This window comes from uncultured Sulfitobacter sp., assembly GCF_964021855.1.
Classification (GTDB): domain Bacteria; phylum Pseudomonadota; class Alphaproteobacteria; order Rhodobacterales; family Rhodobacteraceae; genus Sulfitobacter.
Genome location: NZ_CAXHZD010000004.1, coordinates 370118 through 388690 on the forward strand (window position 1 = coordinate 370118; position 18573 = coordinate 388690).

An 18573-nucleotide genomic window follows, 5' to 3' on the forward strand; every position below is an offset into this window, starting at 1 on the left:
CTAGCGCCGTCACTCCAGCGTTCTATGCCGTCGCACCACGCTGCCCGGACGGCCCGGTAGCGTCAGCGCTGTATCCGACCGTGGCCCCCGTGCGATCACCTTGCCCTTAGCGATCACGCACAGACGGTTCGCGCGCAGGCGCAGCGCCTCGATCGGGTCGCCGGCATCCAGCACCACCAATGATGCCTTGGCCCCCACGTGCAAGCCGTAATCCTCTAACCCCATGGTGCGCGCATTGGCCGTGGTCACCATATCAAAACATTTACGCATCTCGTCAGGGCTGGTCATCTGCGCCACGTGCAGGCCCATGAATGCCACATCCAGCATGTCGCCCGTCCCCAGCGAATACCACGGGTCCAACACGCAATCCTGCCCCCAGCCTACGTTGATCCCCATGGCCAGCATTTCCTTGACCCGTGTCAGCCCACGGCGTTTGGGATAAGTATCATGCCGCCCTTGCAGCACGATGTTGATCAGCGGGTTCGGTATCGCGCTGATCTGCGCCTCTGCGATCAGGGGCAGCAGCTTGGACACATAGTAATTGTCCATCGAATGCATCGAGGTCAGATGCGACCCCGCCACGCGCCCCTGCAACCCGAGGCGCGTCGTTTGATACGCCAGCGTCTCAATATGCCGCGACATCGGGTCATCGGTTTCGTCGCAATGCATATCGACCATCAGGCCGCGTGCCTCGGCGATCTCGCACAGGTCACGCACAGATGCGGCCCCGTCTGCCATGGTGCGTTCAAAATGCGGGATGCCGCCCACCACGTCTACGCCCATTTCAAGCGCGCGTATCGTGTTATCGCGGGCGGTTGGATCACGGTAGAACCCGTCTTGCGGAAAGGCGACCAGTTGCAGGTCGATGTAGTCCTTGACGTGCTCGCGCACCTGCAGCAACGCCTCTACCCCCAGCAACCTGTCATCGCAGGTATCCACATGGGACCGGATCGCCAGCAGCCCCATGGACGCCGCCCAATCGCAGTAGGTCAGCGCGCGGGCAACCACCTCGTCCTGGGTCATCACTTGCTTTAACTCACCCCAAAGGCCGATCCCCTCAAGCAGCGTACCCGAAGCATTGATGCGCGGGATGCCGTAGCTGAGTGTCGCGTCCATATGAAAATGCGGATCGACAAAGGGCGGGCTGACCAGATCGCCAGAGGCATCAATCACTTCGCCTGCCTGCGCGTCACCCAACTGGTCCATCGCGGTGATCTTGCCACCCGCGATGCCAATATCCGTCACACGCCCGTCCGGCAGCGTGCCGCCCTTTACGATCAGATCAAACATCAGCGTTCTCCTTTGTTGAACGGCACCATCAAGGCGGCGGGCACTTGGGCGCGGCGCGACACCAGCACCAAAGCGATGATGGACAAGATATACGGCGCCATGAGGAAGATTTGATAGGGGATATCCGCGCCAAAGCTGGTTTGCTGCACGCGGATTTGCAACGCGTCAAAGGCGGCGAACAAGACCGCCCCCAGCAACGCCTTGCCCGGCATCCATGATCCGAACACCACCAAAGCGATGCAAATCCAGCCACGCCCGTTCACCATCTCGAAGAAAAAGCTGTCAAAGGCGGACATGGTCAGAAACGCGCCGCCCATCGCCATAAACCCGCTGCCCACGATTACCGCCCCCATGCGGATCGCCGTCACGGACAGCCCCTGCGCCGCCACCGCCGCCGGGCTTTCGCCTGCTGCACGCACCGCAAGGCCCAAAGGCGTGCGATACAGCATCACGCTGGTCGCCGCGACGAGGACAAAGGCCAGATAGGTGAACGGCGTTTGCGAAAACAACGCTTGGCCCAGCAGCGGGATGTCTGACAGCAGCAGGATTTCATACGGCTGGAACGCGTCGATCTTGGGCGGGCTGGTCACCTGCGGCAGCGCCAAGCGGTAGGCATAATAGGTCGAGGACGTGGCCAGCAACGTCACGCCCAGCCCCACCACGTGCTGCGACAGCCCAAACGGCACCGTCAGCACGCTGTGCAACAGGCCAAAGCCCATGCCAACCACCATCGCCACGGCCACGCCGACCCATAGGCCCGTCCCCGAATACACCGCCATCCACCCCGCAAAGGCCCCCGCGACCATGATCCCTTCGATGCCAAGGTTCAGCACACCTGCGCGTTCACAGATCAGTTCGCCCATCGTGGCCAAAATCAGCGGCGTTGCGATGCGGATAGCAGCGGCCCAGAAACTGGCCGAGATCAGGATATCAAGAATTTCCATCAGTCGCGCACCACCCTGAACCGGGTCAGCATGATCGCTAGCACCATCAACAGCAGCGCCGTGGCCAGCATCATATCCGCCAGATAGGTCGGCACACCTGCCGCACGGCTCATGCTGTCAGCGCCCACGAAAATCCCCGCGACGAACAGCGCAGACACGATGACACCCAGCGGATTTAGCAACGCCAGCATGGCCACGATAATGCCCGTATAGCCGAACCCCGGCGACAGATCGAGCGTCAGGCTCCCCTTGAGCCCCGCCACTTCGGAAAACCCCGCCAATGCGGCTAGCCCACCCGACAGCAGCGCCGTTTTCACCAGCACCGCATTCACCGGAATGCCCGCGAACGCAGCTGCGTCGCGGTTCAGACCCACGGCGCGCATTTCATACCCCAAGGTGCTGCGCGTCTGGATCACCCACACCGCACAGGCACAGAGTATTGCCAGCGCAAATCCCCAATGCAGCCGCAGCCCTTCAACAATCCGTGGTAAACGTGCCTCGGGGATCAGGCGCGCGGACTTGGGCCAGCCCATGCCCATCGGGTCTTTCAGCGGCCCTTCCAACAGCATCGAAATGAACAACAGAAAGATAAAGTTGAACAGCAAGGTCGTGACGACCTCGTCCACGCCGAAACGGGTTTTAAGGATCGCAGGCACCAGCAGCACAATCGCCCCGGCCAGCACCGCGCCGATCGCCAGCGCCGGGATCAAGGCAAGGCTGGGCCAAGGCAGCGCGCCCGTGCCCAAAACCACAGTCATCAACGCACCGGCATATAACTGCGCCTCGGCCCCGATGTTCCAGAACTTGGCCTTGAACGCGACCGCAATGGCCAAGCCGGTAAAGATCAGCGGCGTGGCGCGGTTCAACGTCTCAAGCAGGGCGAATTGCGATCCGAACGCGCCTTTCAGGATAAGCCCCAGCACTGAAAACGGGTTCGCCCCCGCGACCATCGCCAGCAGCGACGCGATGACCACCGTTGCGATGATAGCGATTGCTGGCGGCGTAATGCTGCGCGCCAAAGACGGGTTCGCGATGGGTTCAAGACGCATGAGGCACCTGCGCGTCAAAACCTTGACCTGCCATCCAAATACCCAGCTCTGCCGGGGTCATGGTGCCGCGATCAAAGCCGGGCGAAAGACGCCCGCCCGCAATCACGTGAATAACATCCGATAAGCTCATGATTTCATCCAAATCTTCCGAGATCAGCAACACCGCCGCGCCGCGATCCCGCGCCGCCAAAAGCTGGCTGTGCACATAGTTTACTGCGCCGATATCAAGGCCGCGCACGGGCTGGTTGGCCAGTACAATCTGCGGATCGGCCTCTAGTACCCGGCCAAGGATCAGCTTTTGCATATTCCCGCCCGATAGCAACCTGATACGGGTGTCCGGACCGGGGCAGCGCACGTCGTATTTTTCAATGATATCAGTGGCAAAACCCTTGGCTTTGGCCCAATAAATCCATCCACCCTTGCTGAACGGCGCGGATGCGTAGCCTTCAAGTATCGCGTTCTCGGTCAGGTCAAAATCAGCGATGGTACCGGTTTTATGGCGATCTTCGGGAATGCGTGCGATGCCATTTTGAACTGCTGTACGCGGCGACCACTGGGTCAGTGTCTTGCCGTTCAACACCAACGCCCCTTGGGACGGCATCCGCATCCCGCCAACCACATCGGCCAAGGCCGCTTGCCCATTGCCAGACACGCCAGCCAGACCGACGATTTGCCCTGCCTTCAGCTCAAGCGAAACCGATTTCAGGCCGGGGCTATTCGCAATATCGGGTGTGGATACATCATTTAATGAAAGCAACACCTTACCGGGCGTAGCTGCGGTGATATCCGGCGCTTTTGCCGCTGATCCCATCATCAATGCCGATAGGGCAGTTTTATCTGTATCAGCAGTCCGGGTTTCGGCGACGAGTTTGCCGTGGCGCAGCACGGCCACACGGTCAGATATCGCCATAACCTCATGTAACTTATGGGAAATAAAGATGATCGATAGTCCGTTTTTTATCCCCAAACGAAGGGTTGCGAACAAATCATCTGCCTCTTGAGGGGTTAGAACGGCGGTGGGTTCATCCAAGATCAGAATTTTCACATCACGATACAGCGCCTTAAGGATCTCAACCCGCTGGCGTTCACCAACTGTTAGGCTACCAACACGCGCCGACGGGTCAACTTTTAGATTAAACTCATCCGACAGTCGTTTGATTTTATTATGGGTTTCCTGCTTTTTTAGACGAAGCGCTTTCAACGACTGCCCGCCGAGTGCGATGTTTTCAAGAACGGTCAGATTATCCGCCAAGGTGAAATGCTGATGTACCATGCCCACGCCAGCATCCAACGCGGCGCGTGAATTACCCGGTGGCAGAGTTTGACCAAACACCTGAACCGACCCGCTATCGGCCGTGTAGCCGCCAAAAAGGATGTTCATCAGCGTGGTTTTACCCGCGCCGTTTTCACCAAGCAGCGCCACGACCTCCCCCCGATGCAAAGACAAACTGATCGCGTCATTCGCGACCAGTTTGCCAAAGCATTTGGTGATGGCGTCAAGGCGCAGAACGATCTCTGCCTTGCCGGTCATGCGGTTACGACGATGTCGGTTCTGCGTCGTTGATCTCGACCACAAAATCACCCGACATGATTTCAGCTTGGCGTTTTTTGACCAGATCCAGTGCCGCTTGCGGGACTTTACCGTCGAACGTGCCCAGCGGGGCCAACACGGTGCCGCCTTCCTTCATAAAGGAATAGACGCCGTAATCCGCCGCCATGAACGTGCCAGCCTGTACTTCGGCAATTGCCTTGTCCAAGGTCGGTTCAAAGTTCCAGATCGCCGAGGCGACGACGGTTTCAGGGTATTCCGCCTGCGTATCGATCACGTTGCCAATTGCCAGCACGCCCTTTTCCTTGGCCGCGTCCGACACACCGAAACGTTCGGCATAAAGCATGTCCGCACCGTTTTCGATCATCGCGAATGCGGTTTCCTTGGCCTTGGGTGGATCAAACCACGACCCGATAAAGCTGACCTGGAATTTGATGTCAGGGTTCATTTCCTTGGCACCCGCCATAAAGGCGTGCATGAGGCGGTTCACCTCGGGAATTGGGAAGCCACCCACCATGCCGATATTGCCGCTTTCAGACATGGAACCTGCAATGATACCAGATAGATAGGATGCGTCTTGAATGTAGTTATCGAAGACTGAAAAATTGGGCAGCGCCGCGTCTTCCTTAAAGCTTGATCCCATCAAAAACGCGATCTCAGGGTAATCGGCGGCGACCTCGCGGGCCTCTTGTTCTGCGCCGAAAACCTCGCCGATGATCAGCGTATTGCCCGCCTCAGCATATTCACGCAGAACCCGAGCATAGTCGGTGTTGCTGACATTTTCCGAATAGACATATTCGATATCGCCGCGGGTTTCGGCCGCCATCGCCGCCTTGTGAATGCGGCTGACCCATTGCTGTTCAACAGGCACCGTATAGATGCCAGCGACCTTGATCGGCCCGGCTGCAAAAGCCGGCGCGCCAAATGTTCCAGCCAGCACAGCGGCCGCAGCGGTTGTCGCCAAAAAGCCGCGCCGACCGATCCGAGAATTCAGTTTTGCCATCGTAATACTTCCCCATTGGTGTTTGATTGCTCAAAGCCTGCTTTGGAAGCAATGGACCGGTCAAGGAGTATTTTACCAAACGGTCAAGACAAACCACCGCGCAACACGCTATGGTTTTATCGGCAAAGCCACCTGCACAATAAACAAGCAAACGCATATTGAACTGGGGGGCGGACCCTGCCCAACCGATGGCCAGCCTTAAATCAGCTGTCGATATAGCGTTGCATGGCGGCGGTCGCGCCCTCTGCCCAGATCACCCTGAGCCACCGGTCAAAGGCCGTGGCAAAGACCTCGGATTGGCCCAGACCGCTATAGATCCGCGCCTGATCCAACCACGCTTGCGGGTTGGTTTTGGCCGCCTCTGCGACGGCCTGCAGCTCGTCCCAATAGGGATCGTTGGGGGCGATTACACTGCCGTCCTCGCGCGTCCCCTCGCACATCCGCGCCCAAAGCGCCTCGACCAGGGCCAGCCCTTCGATGGCTGCCCCCGCCGCAAGCGCATCGCGTATGATGGGCAGCACAAACCCAGGATGACGCGACGCCCCGTCAAAGGCCACGCGGCGTACGGTGTCACGGATTTCAGGATTGCTGAACCTTGTGTCGATCAGATCGATATAGGCCTCCGCGCTCATCCCCGGCACCGCATCCACATGGGGTGCGCTTTCAGTCAAGCTGACCTTGCGCAGAAAGGCGCGAATGGTCGGATGCGCCATACATTCCGAAATGGTTTCGATGTTCAGGATTTCACCGGGGTTCGCGATGATCTGGTGGCCCGCGTTCAACAAACGCAGTTTCATCGCCTCGAACGCGTGCACATCATCGGTAAAGGTAGCACCGGCAAGATCCCAATCGGGGCGACCGGCGCAAAAATCATCTTCGATCACCCATTGGCGAAAGTTTTCATGGGTGACGGGGGCCATATCAACCACGCCAAATTCACGGGCAAGCGCCAGTTCGGCAGGCCCCGTTGCGGGCACGATGCAATCGACCATCGCATTGGGAAAGGTGCAGTTCGTGTCGATCCAAGCGGCCAGATCAGGGTCAGACAGTTTTGCCAACCCCACCACGGTCCGGCGCAGGATCGCGCCATTGCCTTGCAGGTTGTCGCAGGATTGGCAGGTAAACGGACCATGCCCGGCATCACGGCGCAGCTTCAACGCAGCGATCATCGCACCAAAGGCGGTTTTGGGCGTCGCAGGATGGGCCGCGTCATGCACGATATCAGCATGGGCCGCGTCAAACCCGCCTGCCCCGTTTTGATAATAGCCACCTTCGGTCACGGTCAGCGCCACAATACGGATCGCCGGGTCGGCCATCTGGGCAATCAGCGCCGCGTTATCATCCTCGACCGGAACGAACCCGATCATTGAGCCGGTGATTTCCGCCGATTTGCCGTTTGGGTCCAGCTTGATCAGCGTAGACAGGTAATCCTGCGCCTTCAGGCGTTCGCGCTGCGCAGTGTCAGCGGCGCGGACCCCGGCCCCGATGATCGCCCAGTCATGGGCCAGCCCCATGTCCATAAGCCGGTGCAGATACCACGCCTGATGGCCCCGGTGAAAGTTGCCAAGACCGATATGAACAATGCCCGGCGACAGGTTTGCACGCGCATAAGATGGCACGCGGATGTCTGCGGGTAGGTCTTTAATAGTATCTAGAGTCAACGGCTTAGCCATCAAATTCTCCGGTTAAGGGGGTAATGCCGGACGCGCTTAGCTCATCCACTGGCCACCGTCGACGTTATAAGTTTGGGACACGATGTAATCGGCGTCGGGCGACGCGAGGAAGACCGCCATGCCCGTCAAATCCGCGGGAACAGCAAAGCGGCCCGCAGGCACCCCTGCTGCGACTTCGGCCTTTTTCTGACCGGGTTTCTTGTTTTCCAGCTTGGCAAACATCGCATCGACATGATCCCAATGCGCACCATCAACAACGCCGGGTGCGATGGCATTAACGTTGATGCCGTGGCGGATCAAATCCAACCCCGCCGATTGCGTCATCGAGATCACGGCGGCCTTGGTCGAGCAGTAAACCAGCACCAGCGGCTCACCTCTGCGGCCCGCTTGGGAGGCCATGTTAATGATTTTGCCGCCGTGCCCCTGTTTGATCATCTGCGCGGCGGCGGCCTGCATGGTGAACAGCGTGCCCGCCACATTCACCGCATAAAGCCTGTCAAAGCTGTCGCGGGTGATGTTGACGGTCTCAGCCGCGTCGAAAAGTGCGGCGTTATTCACCAGAATATCCAGCTTGCCCGCCTGCGACACCACCGATGCCACCGCCGCATCAATGCTGGCCTGATCAGTCACGTCGATCTGTACGGCATAGGCAGCATCGCCCAGTTCAGCTGCCGCTGCCTGCGCTGCCTCAAGATTGATATCGGCGATCGCCACCGTGGCCCCTTCAGCGACAAAAGCCGCTGCAAAGCCACGGCCAATGCCGCGCGCTGCCCCGGTGATCAGGGCCGATTTCCCCGACAGACGTTTCATCCGATGCGCAAACCTTGGGCGTCAAAACGGTGCATCTGATCCTCCATCGGCGTCAGATAGATGGTGTCGCCGTGGCGCGCTTCGATATCGCCGGTGATGCGGACGGTCATCATGTCCATCAACCCAGTGTCATGCACGTGGATAAAGGTGTCAGAGCCAAGGTGTTCGGCCACGCCAACCCGGCCTTTCCAAGCGCCTTCGGTTTTGGAAACGGTCAGGTGTTCGGGGCGGATGCCAATGGTGGTCGCGTCATGTTTTGCGGCCTCTGGCCCTTCGATCTGGTTCATCTTGGGCGAGCCGATAAAGCCCGCAACGAATTTGTTGCGCGGGCTGTGATAAAGCTCAAGCGGCGATCCAACCTGTTCAATCACCCCGGCCTGCAGCACGACGATTTTATCGGCCATTGTCATGGCTTCAACCTGATCGTGGGTCACATAGATCATTGTGGTTTCTAACTTTTTATGAAGCTCCATAATCTCGAGCCGCATACCGACGCGCAGGGCGGCATCGAGGTTCGACAGTGGTTCGTCGAACAAGAACGCCGCCGGTTCGCGCACGATGGCACGGCCAATGGCCACACGCTGACGCTGCCCACCGGACAATTGGCCGGGCTTGCGGTCAAGGTAATCGGTCAGGTTCAACGCCGCCGCAGCCGCGTCGATTTTGGCCTTTTGCGTTGCCTCGTCCACACCCGCCATACGCATCGGAAAGGCGATGTTCTTGCGCACCGACATATGCGGATACAGCGCATAAGACTGGAACACCATCGCAAGGCCGCGCTTGGCCGGGGGCAAGGTGGTCGCGTCTTGGTCATTAATGCTGATATGGCCGGATGTGGTGTCTTCCAGACCCGCAATCAGGCGCAGCAAGGTGGATTTACCGCAGCCTGACGGCCCGACGAAAACCACAAACTCACCTTCGTTAATATCAAGATCAAGCGGTGGGATGACTTGCACATCGCCAAAGCTTTTGGTGACTTGGTTCAGGGATATCTTGCCCATTATGAAAGTTCTCCCGTTAAGCGGGGTCTGGAACAGACCCCAAGCCGGTCGCAGACCGACGTGGATTTGAATGGATGGCGTGGTAACATCACTTGACCGCACCGAAAGTAAGACCGCGCACAAGCTGCTTTTGGCTGAACCAGCCCATGATCAGAATGGGCGCGATGGCCATCATCGAAGCGGCCGAGAGCTTGGCATAAAACAACCCTTCGGGGGCAGAAAAGCTGGCGATAAAGGCGGTCAAAGGGGCTGCGTTCACGGTTGTCAGCAGAATGGTCCAGAACGCCTCGTTCCACGCCAGTATGATGTTCAGCAATATGGTCGATGCGATGCCCGGCAAGGCCATTGGCGTCAGTACATAGATGATCTCGGACCGCAGGCCAGCACCGTCCATCCGAGCGGCCTCAAGGATCTCGCCCGGGATTTCGCGGAAATAGGTGTACAGCATCCAGACAATGATCGGCAGGTTGATCAACATCAGCACGACGATCAGCAAAATCCGGCTGTCCATGACGCCCAGCCATTTGGCCAGCAACACCAGCGGATACAGAACACCAACGGCAGGCAGCATTTTGGTCGAGAGCATCCAAAGCAGGATATCTTTGGTCTTGCGACCGGGCACAAAGGCCATCGCCCAAGCGGCAGGCACAGCGATCAAGATACCCAGCAAGGTCGACCCGACTGCAATGATGATCGAATTCATCAACGCCTTGGGATAGTTCGACCGCTCCTGAACAGCGGCATAGTTCTCAAGCGTCCAATCAAAAAACAACCACACCGGCGGATCGGAAATTGCCGCGGCTTCGGTTTTGAACGATGTCATGAATGTCCAGAGGATCGGAAAGAACATCATCAGACCAAATGCCCACGCAAGCGCGGTCCACATGACCTTTTTCTGAGTTGTAATGGCACGGGCCATGGGGCTCTCCTTTTCCTCAGTTATCGAGGTTCTTGCCAACGATCCGCATCAGGAAGATCGCGACGATGTTGGCCAGGATGACAGCGACGATACCACCAGCGGACCCAAGCCCGATGTTCTGGCTCTCTAGCACCCGCTGATAGACCAGATAGGTCAATGTGCGGGTCCCGAAGGCACCATTGGTGGTGACGAAAATTTCAGCAAAGATCGACAACAGAAAGATCGTTTGGATCAAGATCACAACCGTGATCGCGCGGCTCAGGTGCGGCAGAATGATAAACCTAAACCGCGCAACTGCTGGGGCACCATCCATCTCGGCGGCTTCAAGCTGTTCGCTGTCCAGCGACTGTACAGCCGTCAGCAAAATCAGGGTCGCAAAGGGCAACCATTGCCACGCAACAATCACGATGATCGAAAACAGCGGTGATTGGCTCAGGAAATCATAGGGTTGCAGGCCAAAGAACTTGTAGCCGTAGGAAAACAGACCGTTGTCGACGTTAAAGAACATGTTCTTCCAAACCAGCGCCGACACCGTGGGCATGACAAAGAACGGCGCGATCACCAGAATGCGCACGATCCCCTGCCCGAACATCGGCTTGTCCAACAGCAGCGCCATCATAACCCCGCCGGTGATCGTAATCAGCAAGATGCTGCCCACCATCCAAAGCGTCGTCATCAACGATTTGATAAATGAGCTTGAGCTGAAAAAGCGCACGTAATTGTCAAACCCGATCCACGCGTCGAACACGCCGCGCATCGGGCGATAATCCGCAAACGAGAAGTAGAGCGTCATGCACAGCGGGATCAGCATCCACACCAGCAAGACAAAAACAGCGGGCGCGATCATGAAACGGGCTGCGGATTTTGAATGTGCTGTCGCCATAACAAAGCTCCTGACGGTTAGGTATGAAGAACAAATGGGGGTGGCGCTTGCGAAAGGTCACATGGACCTCACGAAAAAGCCAGACGTTGGTTAAGTGCTGTTCGAGATAGGCAGGCGGCGCGCCGAACGCGCCGCCCCTTGGATACTGCGGCTTAGTAGCCTGCTGCTTCCATTTCTTCTGTGGTCAGTTCTTGTGCGTTTGCAAGGGCTTGCTCAGCTGTTTGGTTGCCCGCAAGAGCATCCGAGAACTGCTGACCCACTTGGTTGGCGATGCCTGCAAATTCGGGGATCGCAACAAACTGTACGCCTGTATATGGCACGGGCTTAACAGTTGGGTTCGTTGGGTCCGCGGACAGGATGCTTTCCAATGTCATCTGCGCAAAGGGTGCAGCGGCAAGGTAGTCGGCGTTTTCGTACAAGGATGTACGTGTGCCGGGAGGCACATTGGCCCAACCTTCGTTACCCGCAACCAGTTCAGCATAGGCCGGGCCAGTTGCCCAAGAGATGAATGTCTTGGCGGCGTCTTGCTTTTCCGAGGAGGACGGGATCGCCAAGGACCATGCCCAGAGCCAGTTGCCGCGCTTGCCCAGACCGTTGTCAGGTGCCAGTGCGAAACCAACCTTATCCGCAACGGTGGAATCTGCGCCAGTTACAAAGGATGCCGCAACAGTTGCGTCGATCCACATGCCGCACTTGCCTTGTTGGAACAGCGTCAGGTTTTCGTTGAAACCGTTGTTTGCTGCACCCGCTGGGCCGGATTCATTCATCATGTCCAGATAGAAGTTCAGCGTTTCGGCCCATTCTGGGCTGTCAAACTGTGCGTTCCAGTCTTCATCGAACCAGCGCGCCCCGAAGGAGTTGGACATCGCGGTCAGGAAGGCACCGTTCTCGCCCCAGCCCGCTTTGCCGCGTGCGCAGATGCCGTTGATGTCGTTGGCGCGGTCGGTCATGGCGGCGGCCGCTTCACGGATGAATGTCCATGTTGGCGCGTCGGGCATTTCAAGGCCGGCTTTTTCCATCAGGTCTGTGCGATACATGACCATCGAGGATTCACCATAAAACGGCGATGCATAAAGCTCTCCGTCCACGGTCAGACCGCCAGCGATGGCAGGCAACAGGTCGTCTTTGTTGTAATCGTCGGCCATGCCTTCGTTCAAGGACACCAGCCAACCGTTATTGGCCCAGATTGGCACTTCGTATGTGCCGATGGTCATGACGTCATACGCACCACCACCAGTAGAAATGTCTGTCGTCAGATTTTGACGCAATACGTTTTCTTCCAGCGTGACCCACTCGACTGTGATGTCGGGGTGCTTGGCGTTAAAGTCTTCGGTCAGACCCTGCATGCGGATCATGTCGCCGTTGTTAACTGTTGCGATTGTAATGGTCGTGCCGTGCGCATCTGCGGCGGCAATGCCAGCAGACAGGCCAAAGCCGACCGCAGAGGTCAGCAAAAGATGCTTGAGTTTCATGGTTGTCCTCCCAAAGACGTTTTTTACACGTGTTAAGAATAGGGAGCAAATTTACATTTCGTCAACTTAATATTTCAGGTTTAGACGCTGCAACGCAGCAATCGAAACAGTGTTAAGCGGATTGGCGCACCTTTAAAACACCGTCCATAAGTTGAACCGTTTGATTGGACTGAGGTTTTTCCACGCGCAACTTTTCTATCAATCGGTCCACAGCCGCCTGCCCGATCGCCTGAACGTTCTGCGCGACGGTCGTTAATGTCGGAATCATGAACTCCGAAAGCGGGTAATCGTCGTGACCAGCGATTCGCAAACCACCGCGGCGCAGGGTCCCAGGCTCAAGCCCATGCTGTGCTGCAGCCCGCAATGCACCAATCGCCACACGGTCATTGGCGCATAGGATCGACGCGTTTATGAAATCCCCCTTGGAAAAATAGTGATCGAGTACGGCAAGGCCATGCGCCTCAAAATGCCCCTCAGCGTTCAGGGACTCCATGCCGATGATGGTCGGCTCAAGCCCCAATTCTTGCATTTTGGATGTATACGCCATCTCGCGCTCAAGGGCGTTAAAGTTCACCCGCGGCATCGCCAAAAATACCGGCGGGCCACCCACGCGCGTAAGATATTCGGTAATAAGGCCAGTGCTTTGAACATGATCCGTGCCAACAAAATCCACACCGGACAGCCGCGCGGGTCGCGAATCCATCAATACAAAAGGCAGCCGCGAATTCAGCCTTTCATACACATTAAGATCGCTGTGGTTTCCAAGAGGTGCCACAACGGCCCCATCCACGTTCATCGATAAAAACGTCTCGGCAGCGCGGGCTTCGATCTCGGGGTCGGAATGCGAGCACTGCGTAATAACAGTGTACCCCGCCCGCATGGCCGCGCGCTCAATCGATTCAAGCAAACGTGTGAAAAACAGGTCATTTAGGTAGGGAATGATGACGCCAATCATCCCGGTCGTTTTCCTATTCATCCGCGTCGCAAAGAAATTCGGAATATATTCAACCTGCTCCAACCCGCGGCGGATCCGCTCAACCGAGGATTTGCTAACCTTGGTCGGATCCTGAAAATACCGCGACAAGGTTGGCCGCGAAACGCCAATCGCAGCTGACAGCTCTTCCATCGTGTGAATCTCGGGTTTTGCCATCGCTGCTTTTCCTTGTCTTACCTGCGCTCAACCGAACACTAGGGTAAAGAAAAGCGAATGTCGCCACCCAGATTTTAACGCGCGGAAAATATTGACTGCTGATCTACAATCCTCAAATCAATGTTCTGCGAGTACGCGGCGTCCCTTGTGCAATTGGTATGTCCAGTGGATGGCCAGTGACTTCGGTATCTGGGCACCAAGGCACGGTGCGTCCCGCTTTGGTTGGGGCACATTTCACAGCTGAGCGATACCATTTCCCACCTGCCCTGTCACGTAACGAGCAGACAAAACCGGTGATCCGGAGTTAACGGAACGCAACTCTAAGGATACTCGGCAAGCGCAAGGCGATCCGCAGATCGCACTTCCATATTTACGCGACTACCGCAGGTATCGCGCGTCTTGGAACCCATCTTCGCCGGGGGCGAATAGGCATCAACAATTAGAAAGTTCTCAACGGCACCAGATAATACGCCCGCCGATTCCTAAGCTACTTTCCAGTTCTCCATCTCGGTCTTGGCAGTTTTGAAACGCTCCGTCAGTTCCCGCAGGGTACTGGCGTTTTGAGCAAGACTGAGGCAGGCGGCATTTGTCTGCTCGAACTGCGCAGCATTTCGCTGTGTCGCAGCGCCCAGATCACCAACCGACGCATTGACTGATGATATCTCCACGCTTTGTTGTTGCGTGCTGCCCGCGATGAGCTCCATTCTCTCTGTTATCCCCTGCACAGCGGCCACCACTTTCTCAAGCGCCGACACGCTGTCCGAGATTTTGTTTGATCCCCTTGCAACCTGCTCTTCTGAACGGCTAATTATTGTCCTGATATCCGTCGCGCTTTCTGCGGAACGTTGGGCCAGCGCGCGCACTTCTGATGCGACAACGGCAAAGCCCCGGCCAGCATCGCCTGCCCGCGCCGCCTCGACCCCCGCATTTAGCGCAAGAAGATTGGTCTGAAATGATATGGCATCAATAACCTCGACGATCTTGGCGATTTCCTGCGCTTCGCCCATGACCAACTGCATGGCAACGGACGCATCAGATACAATTTCGCCGCTTTGTTTCGCGCTCAATTGGGCGCTTTGCGACGAACCGTTCACCTCATCAACGCTATCGGCGTTTTCTTTGACAATCCGCGTTAATGCCCCCAATGCCAAAGACGTACTGCCAAGCGTCATGGCCTGCTGTTCAGTCTGAAGGGCCAAATCGTTGGTCGACATAGAGATTTCATGAATCTCCGCATCCATCTGCATCGACCGCGTCGCAACCTCAGACACCATTTCCTCGAGCGAGCGGACAGCGGCATTAAAACCATCTCTCAGTTCGTCGTATTCCTTTGGCAGAGACCGAGAGATACGCGCGGTCAGATCCCCTGTCCCTAACCGCCTCAGCGCGATGCGCAATGCCTCAACGACCAAGGCCTGCTCTTGCGATTTTGCCTTGTCTCGTTCGTCGTGATTTTTCTGAATCTTATGCTTTTCAATCTCAGCTGACTGCCGGGTCACCTCTGCGGCCTCGAGTTGAAGCACAGTCGCTTCAGCCCGTTCCTGTGCCTGCTGCGCGTCTTGCTTGGCTTCTTCGGCTTGCTTTTGAGAAAGCTGCGCCTCTTTGCGCGCGGCATCAGAAACTGCCAAGCTCTCAAGCAGTTCATTCGTCTTCAATTGCGTCGCGCGCTCCAGACTTACCAGCTGTAAGACAGTGATCACGAGCGCCACCGTTTCCAAAACGACAATTCCAGCGTGAAGCAAGGTCCGCTCGATATTTTCCCATAGCCCGCCGGTGGGATAAATCAGGGAAGGCATCAATACGGAAAGCGATGCGTGGTGAAGGGCGATGATTGCTGCCGCGAAAAGCAAAGCAGGTATACTGCGCAAAATGACCAATGAGGCAAGCAGCGCAAAATACAGCATATGGCTATCAATCTGCCACGCATGTCCCTGAAAAGCCCCATTCAAAGCAATGGCTTGCCCCATTAGGGCAAGTGCGGCCCCAATGGTTGTCAACAATCGCTGGCCGCGCGCCATCAAGGCACCGAACACCAAAAAACAAAGTGAGACAGAGACAGCCCAAATGTAGTTGCCCCCCACCATAAACGCGGCGATCAGGACGCAAGGGACCAAGGCGATCGCAAGCGCAAAGACCATTTTCACTGACGCCCTGAGTGAATTAATTTCCATTTTCACGAGTTCCGTACCATCGGCAACGATACGTCACCTGAAACGCCACAAATATCGGCCAATAGGCCCGCTGGGAGTAGACGATAACCCGCCATCATCAATCGGGCATGCCCTGCCGGCGCGACCGTGACAAACTGACTGAACAAGGGGCGAACCGGCCCCACTTCCCTGCCACCTGCCAGATCAAGTTGGTCTAGAAAGCGATCAGAGACACCAAATGACAAGACGATATACAGGTCCTGCCGATCAAGCCGCCCCGCGTTCGATAGAATAGATGTCAACGGCCCGACAAGTGCCACCAGACACAACGCCGCCAGAACCCATGGCGCACATGCAAAGAGCGGACCTACTGTCCTGCCGCCTGTTGTTCGCCGGATTTCAGCTAAACCAGTCACTTATTCACAGACTCCATTTTTCGAACCTGCCCCCGTTCATCGAGATGTAGACGGCGATTGGACCGGCTTATGTTGAGGCCTGTCGCCTGCGCATTCGTCAACGCAGATGGGCAACCCGCATGAACGTCAGCATTGCCCAAAAGAGTTTAGAAAGTGTGGAGAGTGATGTTCAGAAAATGGTAACTTGCCCATGATCCGATGTTTCGTCGTGCTTAACCTGACTTAAATTATCCCGAACGCGACCAAGGCGTAAAACCTCTAAAGCAGGCTCAATTTCAATGCTTTGACAGGTAACCATCTCGGTTTTCAGATGTGCTGAAAAATTTCTGAGGTCTTCCACCGTCTGGATGAGAACATCCATTTCTTGCAGCACTGTAGCTTGATCATCTGACAGTTTTTCACCGAGCTTTAACACTGTCACGATTGTTTCATCGACCCGGCGCGCCATTTGTTCAACATTGTTTAACTCACACTCAAGACCCTGAAAAAGCTCTGCCCATGTCAACATCACCGAAGTCACAGGCGGCCAATCACGGTTTCAAGGCAGGCCTTCATTTTGGGCGTATCAAACGGCTTGGTCAGGAAGTTATTCAGCCCCCATTTTTGGGCCGCGACAAGAGTTTCCCGGTTCATAGCGCCGCTTATCAATACAAAACCGATCCGCGCGGTGTTCTTCTGCGACCGCAGGTTCGCCAATAGCTCCAGTCCCGACATACCCGGCATATTCTGGTCCGAAATCACCAGATGAAACCCCTCTCGCGTCGCTTTGACAAAGGCAGCATCGCCCGAATTACAAACATCTACATTTGTAAAACCGATCTCGTACAAAGCATTGCAAATAAGGCCACGGCTTACGCTTGTATCGTCAGCGACGAGTATTTTTACAGTTTCACGTAGTGACATCGCCGCGCTCCTTTTTGCTCATGTTCTGCCCTAAAAAGCTTAACGGTCGGCGAAAAGACGTCGGGCCGAACAGCTCAAGTTGAAGGGCCAAATCAGCACCAATGCGTTCGGAGTGACCGATAAAAAGCGCACCCTCTTGATCCAAAACGTTTTCCAAGCCCCGCCAAATTCGCGACTGCGTTTCAGGGTCCATATAAATTGCGACATTTCGACAGAAAATTACGTGAAATGGGCCGCGCACCGGCCACGGTTCTACAAAGTTTAAGTACCGGAATGTTGTCATGTCTTTTAACGATTGGCGGATATGAAGCTTTCCGTCGCCCCGATCAGCCTCGAATAGTGTACCGATATAGGGCTCGGACACCCCATTCATTGACCTTTTAGGGTAAATACCGGTCTTCGCATGCTGCAACATATGCGTATCGATATCCGTTCCCAAAATGCGGATGTCGAAATCCAGCGCATCAGGAAAAATGTCGAGAACAAGCGCGGCAATGCTATATGCCTCTTCACCGCTTGCACATGCCGCCGACCACAGCCTTATGCGCTCTCCTCGTTTCGCCTTTTCGATCAGTTTCGGCAGCACTTCGGCTTTGAGCAGTTCAAAATGGCCGGGCTCACGAAAAAACCGCGTGGTGTTGGTCGTCAGTGCATTGATCATCTGAACCAGTTCTTGCGCGCCACCTGGGGTGCAAACATGCGCAAGATAAGCATCAAAATCCGGCAATTTCTGACGGCGCACGCGGGACGAAAGCCGTGACAGGATCAAACTGTTTGAGCTTTCCTCGAGATGGATCCCCGTTTTGCTTTTGAGAAGCGCGCGGATGCCGTTAAATGCGGTGGTCGACAACAGTATTTCACCGCGACCAATGGCTATGGAGGTGTCTTTGCTCGTCATGCAATTTCACACGCTTGGGCCATAGAGTCCCCTATGTTGTTGATATCCAAAACGCGCAGGGTTTTGTCGTCAGATGTGACAATCCCTTTTACGAACCTGTTTTCGGTGCCCTCACCGATATTTGGCATCGGCTGAATGTTGTCATGCGACAGCTCCACAATATCGGACACGGCGGTCACAACGAACCCGACAGTCTGGTCCCCGATAAGCGTAATGATGATCACGTCACGATCAGTTGCGTCGTATCGGCCCAGCCCCAAACGCGCCGACAGATCGACAATGGGCACAACAGCGCCGCGCAAATTCATCACCCCCAACACATCCGCCGGAGAATGCGGCAGCGTTGTGACCTTACTCCAGCCGCGGATCTCTTTCACCAGGATGATGTCCATGCAGAAATCTTGCTCGCCGATTGAAAACGTAATGAATTCAATCTTCTTCATGGATTTTCTTCGCTCTTCAA

Annotated in this window: 18 protein-coding genes; all 18 read right to left on the reverse strand. The window is 56.2% G+C overall.

Going from position 1 to position 18573, the window contains the following annotated elements; genetic code table 11:
* Window positions 1-9: 9 nt before the first annotated feature.
* Window positions 10-1290 carry an amidohydrolase family protein gene (locus AADJ11_RS15260; protein WP_341235370.1) on the reverse strand — a complete coding sequence of 427 codons (1281 nt, stop codon included), beginning with the start codon at window positions 1288-1290 and terminating at the stop codon, window positions 10-12.
* On the reverse strand, window positions 1290-2234 hold the full coding sequence (locus AADJ11_RS15265; RefSeq protein WP_341235371.1) for an ABC transporter permease: 945 nt from the start codon (window positions 2232-2234) through the stop codon (window positions 1290-1292). The genes AADJ11_RS15260 and AADJ11_RS15265 overlap by 1 nt, the downstream gene beginning before the upstream one ends.
* Window positions 2234-3283, reverse strand: coding sequence for an ABC transporter permease (locus AADJ11_RS15270; RefSeq protein ID WP_341235372.1), 1050 nt, complete (start codon window positions 3281-3283; stop codon window positions 2234-2236). Before AADJ11_RS15270 ends, AADJ11_RS15265 begins: the two co-directional genes overlap by 1 nt.
* Entirely contained in the window at window positions 3273-4814 is a 1542-nt protein-coding gene (locus AADJ11_RS15275; RefSeq protein WP_341235373.1) for an ABC transporter ATP-binding protein, read from the reverse strand. Before AADJ11_RS15275 ends, AADJ11_RS15270 begins: the two co-directional genes overlap by 11 nt.
* A gap of 4 nt (window positions 4815-4818) precedes the next feature.
* Window positions 4819-5835: a BMP family protein gene (locus AADJ11_RS15280; protein WP_341235374.1), complete on the reverse strand. Its 1017-nt coding sequence runs from the start codon at window positions 5833-5835 to the stop codon at window positions 4819-4821.
* Window positions 5836-6038: 203 nt separating this feature from the next.
* Window positions 6039-7508 carry a mannitol dehydrogenase family protein gene (locus tag AADJ11_RS15285; protein ID WP_341235375.1) on the reverse strand — a complete coding sequence of 490 codons (1470 nt, stop codon included), beginning with the start codon at window positions 7506-7508 and terminating at the stop codon, window positions 6039-6041.
* Window positions 7509-7544: 36 nt separating this feature from the next.
* Window positions 7545-8318 carry an L-iditol 2-dehydrogenase gene (locus AADJ11_RS15290; protein ID WP_341235376.1) on the reverse strand — a complete coding sequence of 258 codons (774 nt, stop codon included), beginning with the start codon at window positions 8316-8318 and terminating at the stop codon, window positions 7545-7547.
* Window positions 8315-9319 (reverse strand): ABC transporter ATP-binding protein, encoded by a 1005-nt coding sequence (locus AADJ11_RS15295; RefSeq protein ID WP_341235377.1) that lies wholly within the window; start codon window positions 9317-9319, stop codon window positions 8315-8317. Before AADJ11_RS15295 ends, AADJ11_RS15290 begins: the two co-directional genes overlap by 4 nt.
* Window positions 9320-9407: 88 nt before the next feature.
* Entirely contained in the window at window positions 9408-10238 is an 831-nt protein-coding gene (locus AADJ11_RS15300) for a carbohydrate ABC transporter permease (protein WP_341235378.1), read from the reverse strand.
* A gap of 16 nt (window positions 10239-10254) precedes the next feature.
* Window positions 10255-11121, reverse strand: coding sequence for a sugar ABC transporter permease (locus AADJ11_RS15305; RefSeq protein ID WP_341235379.1), 867 nt, complete (start codon window positions 11119-11121; stop codon window positions 10255-10257).
* Window positions 11122-11273: 152 nt separating this feature from the next.
* The gene (locus AADJ11_RS15310) at window positions 11274-12593 is read right to left on the reverse strand and encodes a sugar ABC transporter substrate-binding protein (RefSeq protein WP_341235380.1); all 1320 of its coding nucleotides are present in this window, start codon (window positions 12591-12593) and stop codon (window positions 11274-11276) included.
* Window positions 12594-12705: 112 nt separating this feature from the next.
* Window positions 12706-13743, reverse strand: a complete 1038-nt coding sequence (locus tag AADJ11_RS15315; protein WP_341235381.1) for a LacI family DNA-binding transcriptional regulator — start codon at window positions 13741-13743, stop codon at window positions 12706-12708.
* Window positions 13744-14225: 482 nt separating this feature from the next.
* Window positions 14226-15881, reverse strand: coding sequence for a methyl-accepting chemotaxis protein (locus AADJ11_RS15320; protein ID WP_341235382.1), 1656 nt, complete (start codon window positions 15879-15881; stop codon window positions 14226-14228).
* 35 nt (window positions 15882-15916) lie between these two features.
* Window positions 15917-16309 carry a hypothetical protein gene (locus AADJ11_RS15325; RefSeq protein ID WP_341235383.1) on the reverse strand — a complete coding sequence of 131 codons (393 nt, stop codon included), beginning with the start codon at window positions 16307-16309 and terminating at the stop codon, window positions 15917-15919.
* A 169-nt stretch (window positions 16310-16478) separates the two neighbouring features.
* Window positions 16479-16817 carry a hypothetical protein gene (locus AADJ11_RS15330; RefSeq protein WP_341235384.1) on the reverse strand — a complete coding sequence of 113 codons (339 nt, stop codon included), beginning with the start codon at window positions 16815-16817 and terminating at the stop codon, window positions 16479-16481.
* A gap of 8 nt (window positions 16818-16825) precedes the next feature.
* Complete coding sequence (locus AADJ11_RS15335; protein ID WP_341235385.1) at window positions 16826-17212, reverse strand: response regulator; 387 nt, start codon at window positions 17210-17212, stop codon at window positions 16826-16828.
* The gene (locus AADJ11_RS15340; RefSeq protein ID WP_341235386.1) at window positions 17199-18110 is read right to left on the reverse strand and encodes a protein-glutamate O-methyltransferase; all 912 of its coding nucleotides are present in this window, start codon (window positions 18108-18110) and stop codon (window positions 17199-17201) included. The genes AADJ11_RS15335 and AADJ11_RS15340 overlap by 14 nt, the downstream gene beginning before the upstream one ends.
* Entirely contained in the window at window positions 18107-18553 is a 447-nt protein-coding gene (locus AADJ11_RS15345) for a chemotaxis protein CheW (protein WP_341235387.1), read from the reverse strand. The genes AADJ11_RS15340 and AADJ11_RS15345 overlap by 4 nt, the downstream gene beginning before the upstream one ends.
* Window positions 18554-18573 lie beyond the last annotated feature (20 nt).

Excerpts from the sequence above, each read along its gene's own strand:
- AADJ11_RS15285 (WP_341235375.1), bottom strand. The coding sequence starts at position 7,508 with ATGGCTAAGCCGTTGACTCTAGATACTATTAAAGACCTACCCGCAGAC.
- AADJ11_RS15300 (WP_341235378.1), bottom strand. The coding sequence starts at position 10,238 with ATGGCCCGTGCCATTACAACTCAGAAAAAGGTCATGTGGACCGCGCTT.
- AADJ11_RS15340 (WP_341235386.1), bottom strand. The coding sequence starts at position 18,110 with ATGACGAGCAAAGACACCTCCATAGCCATTGGTCGCGGTGAAATACTG.
- AADJ11_RS15265 (WP_341235371.1), bottom strand. The coding sequence starts at position 2,234 with ATGGAAATTCTTGATATCCTGATCTCGGCCAGTTTCTGGGCCGCTGCT.
- AADJ11_RS15315 (WP_341235381.1), bottom strand. The coding sequence starts at position 13,743 with ATGGCAAAACCCGAGATTCACACGATGGAAGAGCTGTCAGCTGCGATT.
- AADJ11_RS15320 (WP_341235382.1), bottom strand. The coding sequence starts at position 15,881 with ATGGTCTTTGCGCTTGCGATCGCCTTGGTCCCTTGCGTCCTGATCGCC.
- AADJ11_RS15275 (WP_341235373.1), bottom strand. The coding sequence starts at position 4,814 with ATGACCGGCAAGGCAGAGATCGTTCTGCGCCTTGACGCCATCACCAAA.
- AADJ11_RS15305 (WP_341235379.1), bottom strand. The coding sequence starts at position 11,121 with ATGGCGACAGCACATTCAAAATCCGCAGCCCGTTTCATGATCGCGCCC.
- AADJ11_RS15330 (WP_341235384.1), bottom strand. The coding sequence starts at position 16,817 with ATGTTGACATGGGCAGAGCTTTTTCAGGGTCTTGAGTGTGAGTTAAAC.
- AADJ11_RS15260 (WP_341235370.1), bottom strand. The coding sequence starts at position 1,290 with ATGTTTGATCTGATCGTAAAGGGCGGCACGCTGCCGGACGGGCGTGTG.
- AADJ11_RS15335 (WP_341235385.1), bottom strand. The coding sequence starts at position 17,212 with ATGTCACTACGTGAAACTGTAAAAATACTCGTCGCTGACGATACAAGC.
- AADJ11_RS15295 (WP_341235377.1), bottom strand. The coding sequence starts at position 9,319 with ATGGGCAAGATATCCCTGAACCAAGTCACCAAAAGCTTTGGCGATGTG.
- AADJ11_RS15345 (WP_341235387.1), bottom strand. The coding sequence starts at position 18,553 with ATGAAGAAGATTGAATTCATTACGTTTTCAATCGGCGAGCAAGATTTC.
- AADJ11_RS15310 (WP_341235380.1), bottom strand. The coding sequence starts at position 12,593 with ATGAAACTCAAGCATCTTTTGCTGACCTCTGCGGTCGGCTTTGGCCTG.
- AADJ11_RS15290 (WP_341235376.1), bottom strand. The coding sequence starts at position 8,318 with ATGAAACGTCTGTCGGGGAAATCGGCCCTGATCACCGGGGCAGCGCGC.
- AADJ11_RS15280 (WP_341235374.1), bottom strand. The coding sequence starts at position 5,835 with ATGGCAAAACTGAATTCTCGGATCGGTCGGCGCGGCTTTTTGGCGACA.
- AADJ11_RS15270 (WP_341235372.1), bottom strand. The coding sequence starts at position 3,283 with ATGCGTCTTGAACCCATCGCGAACCCGTCTTTGGCGCGCAGCATTACG.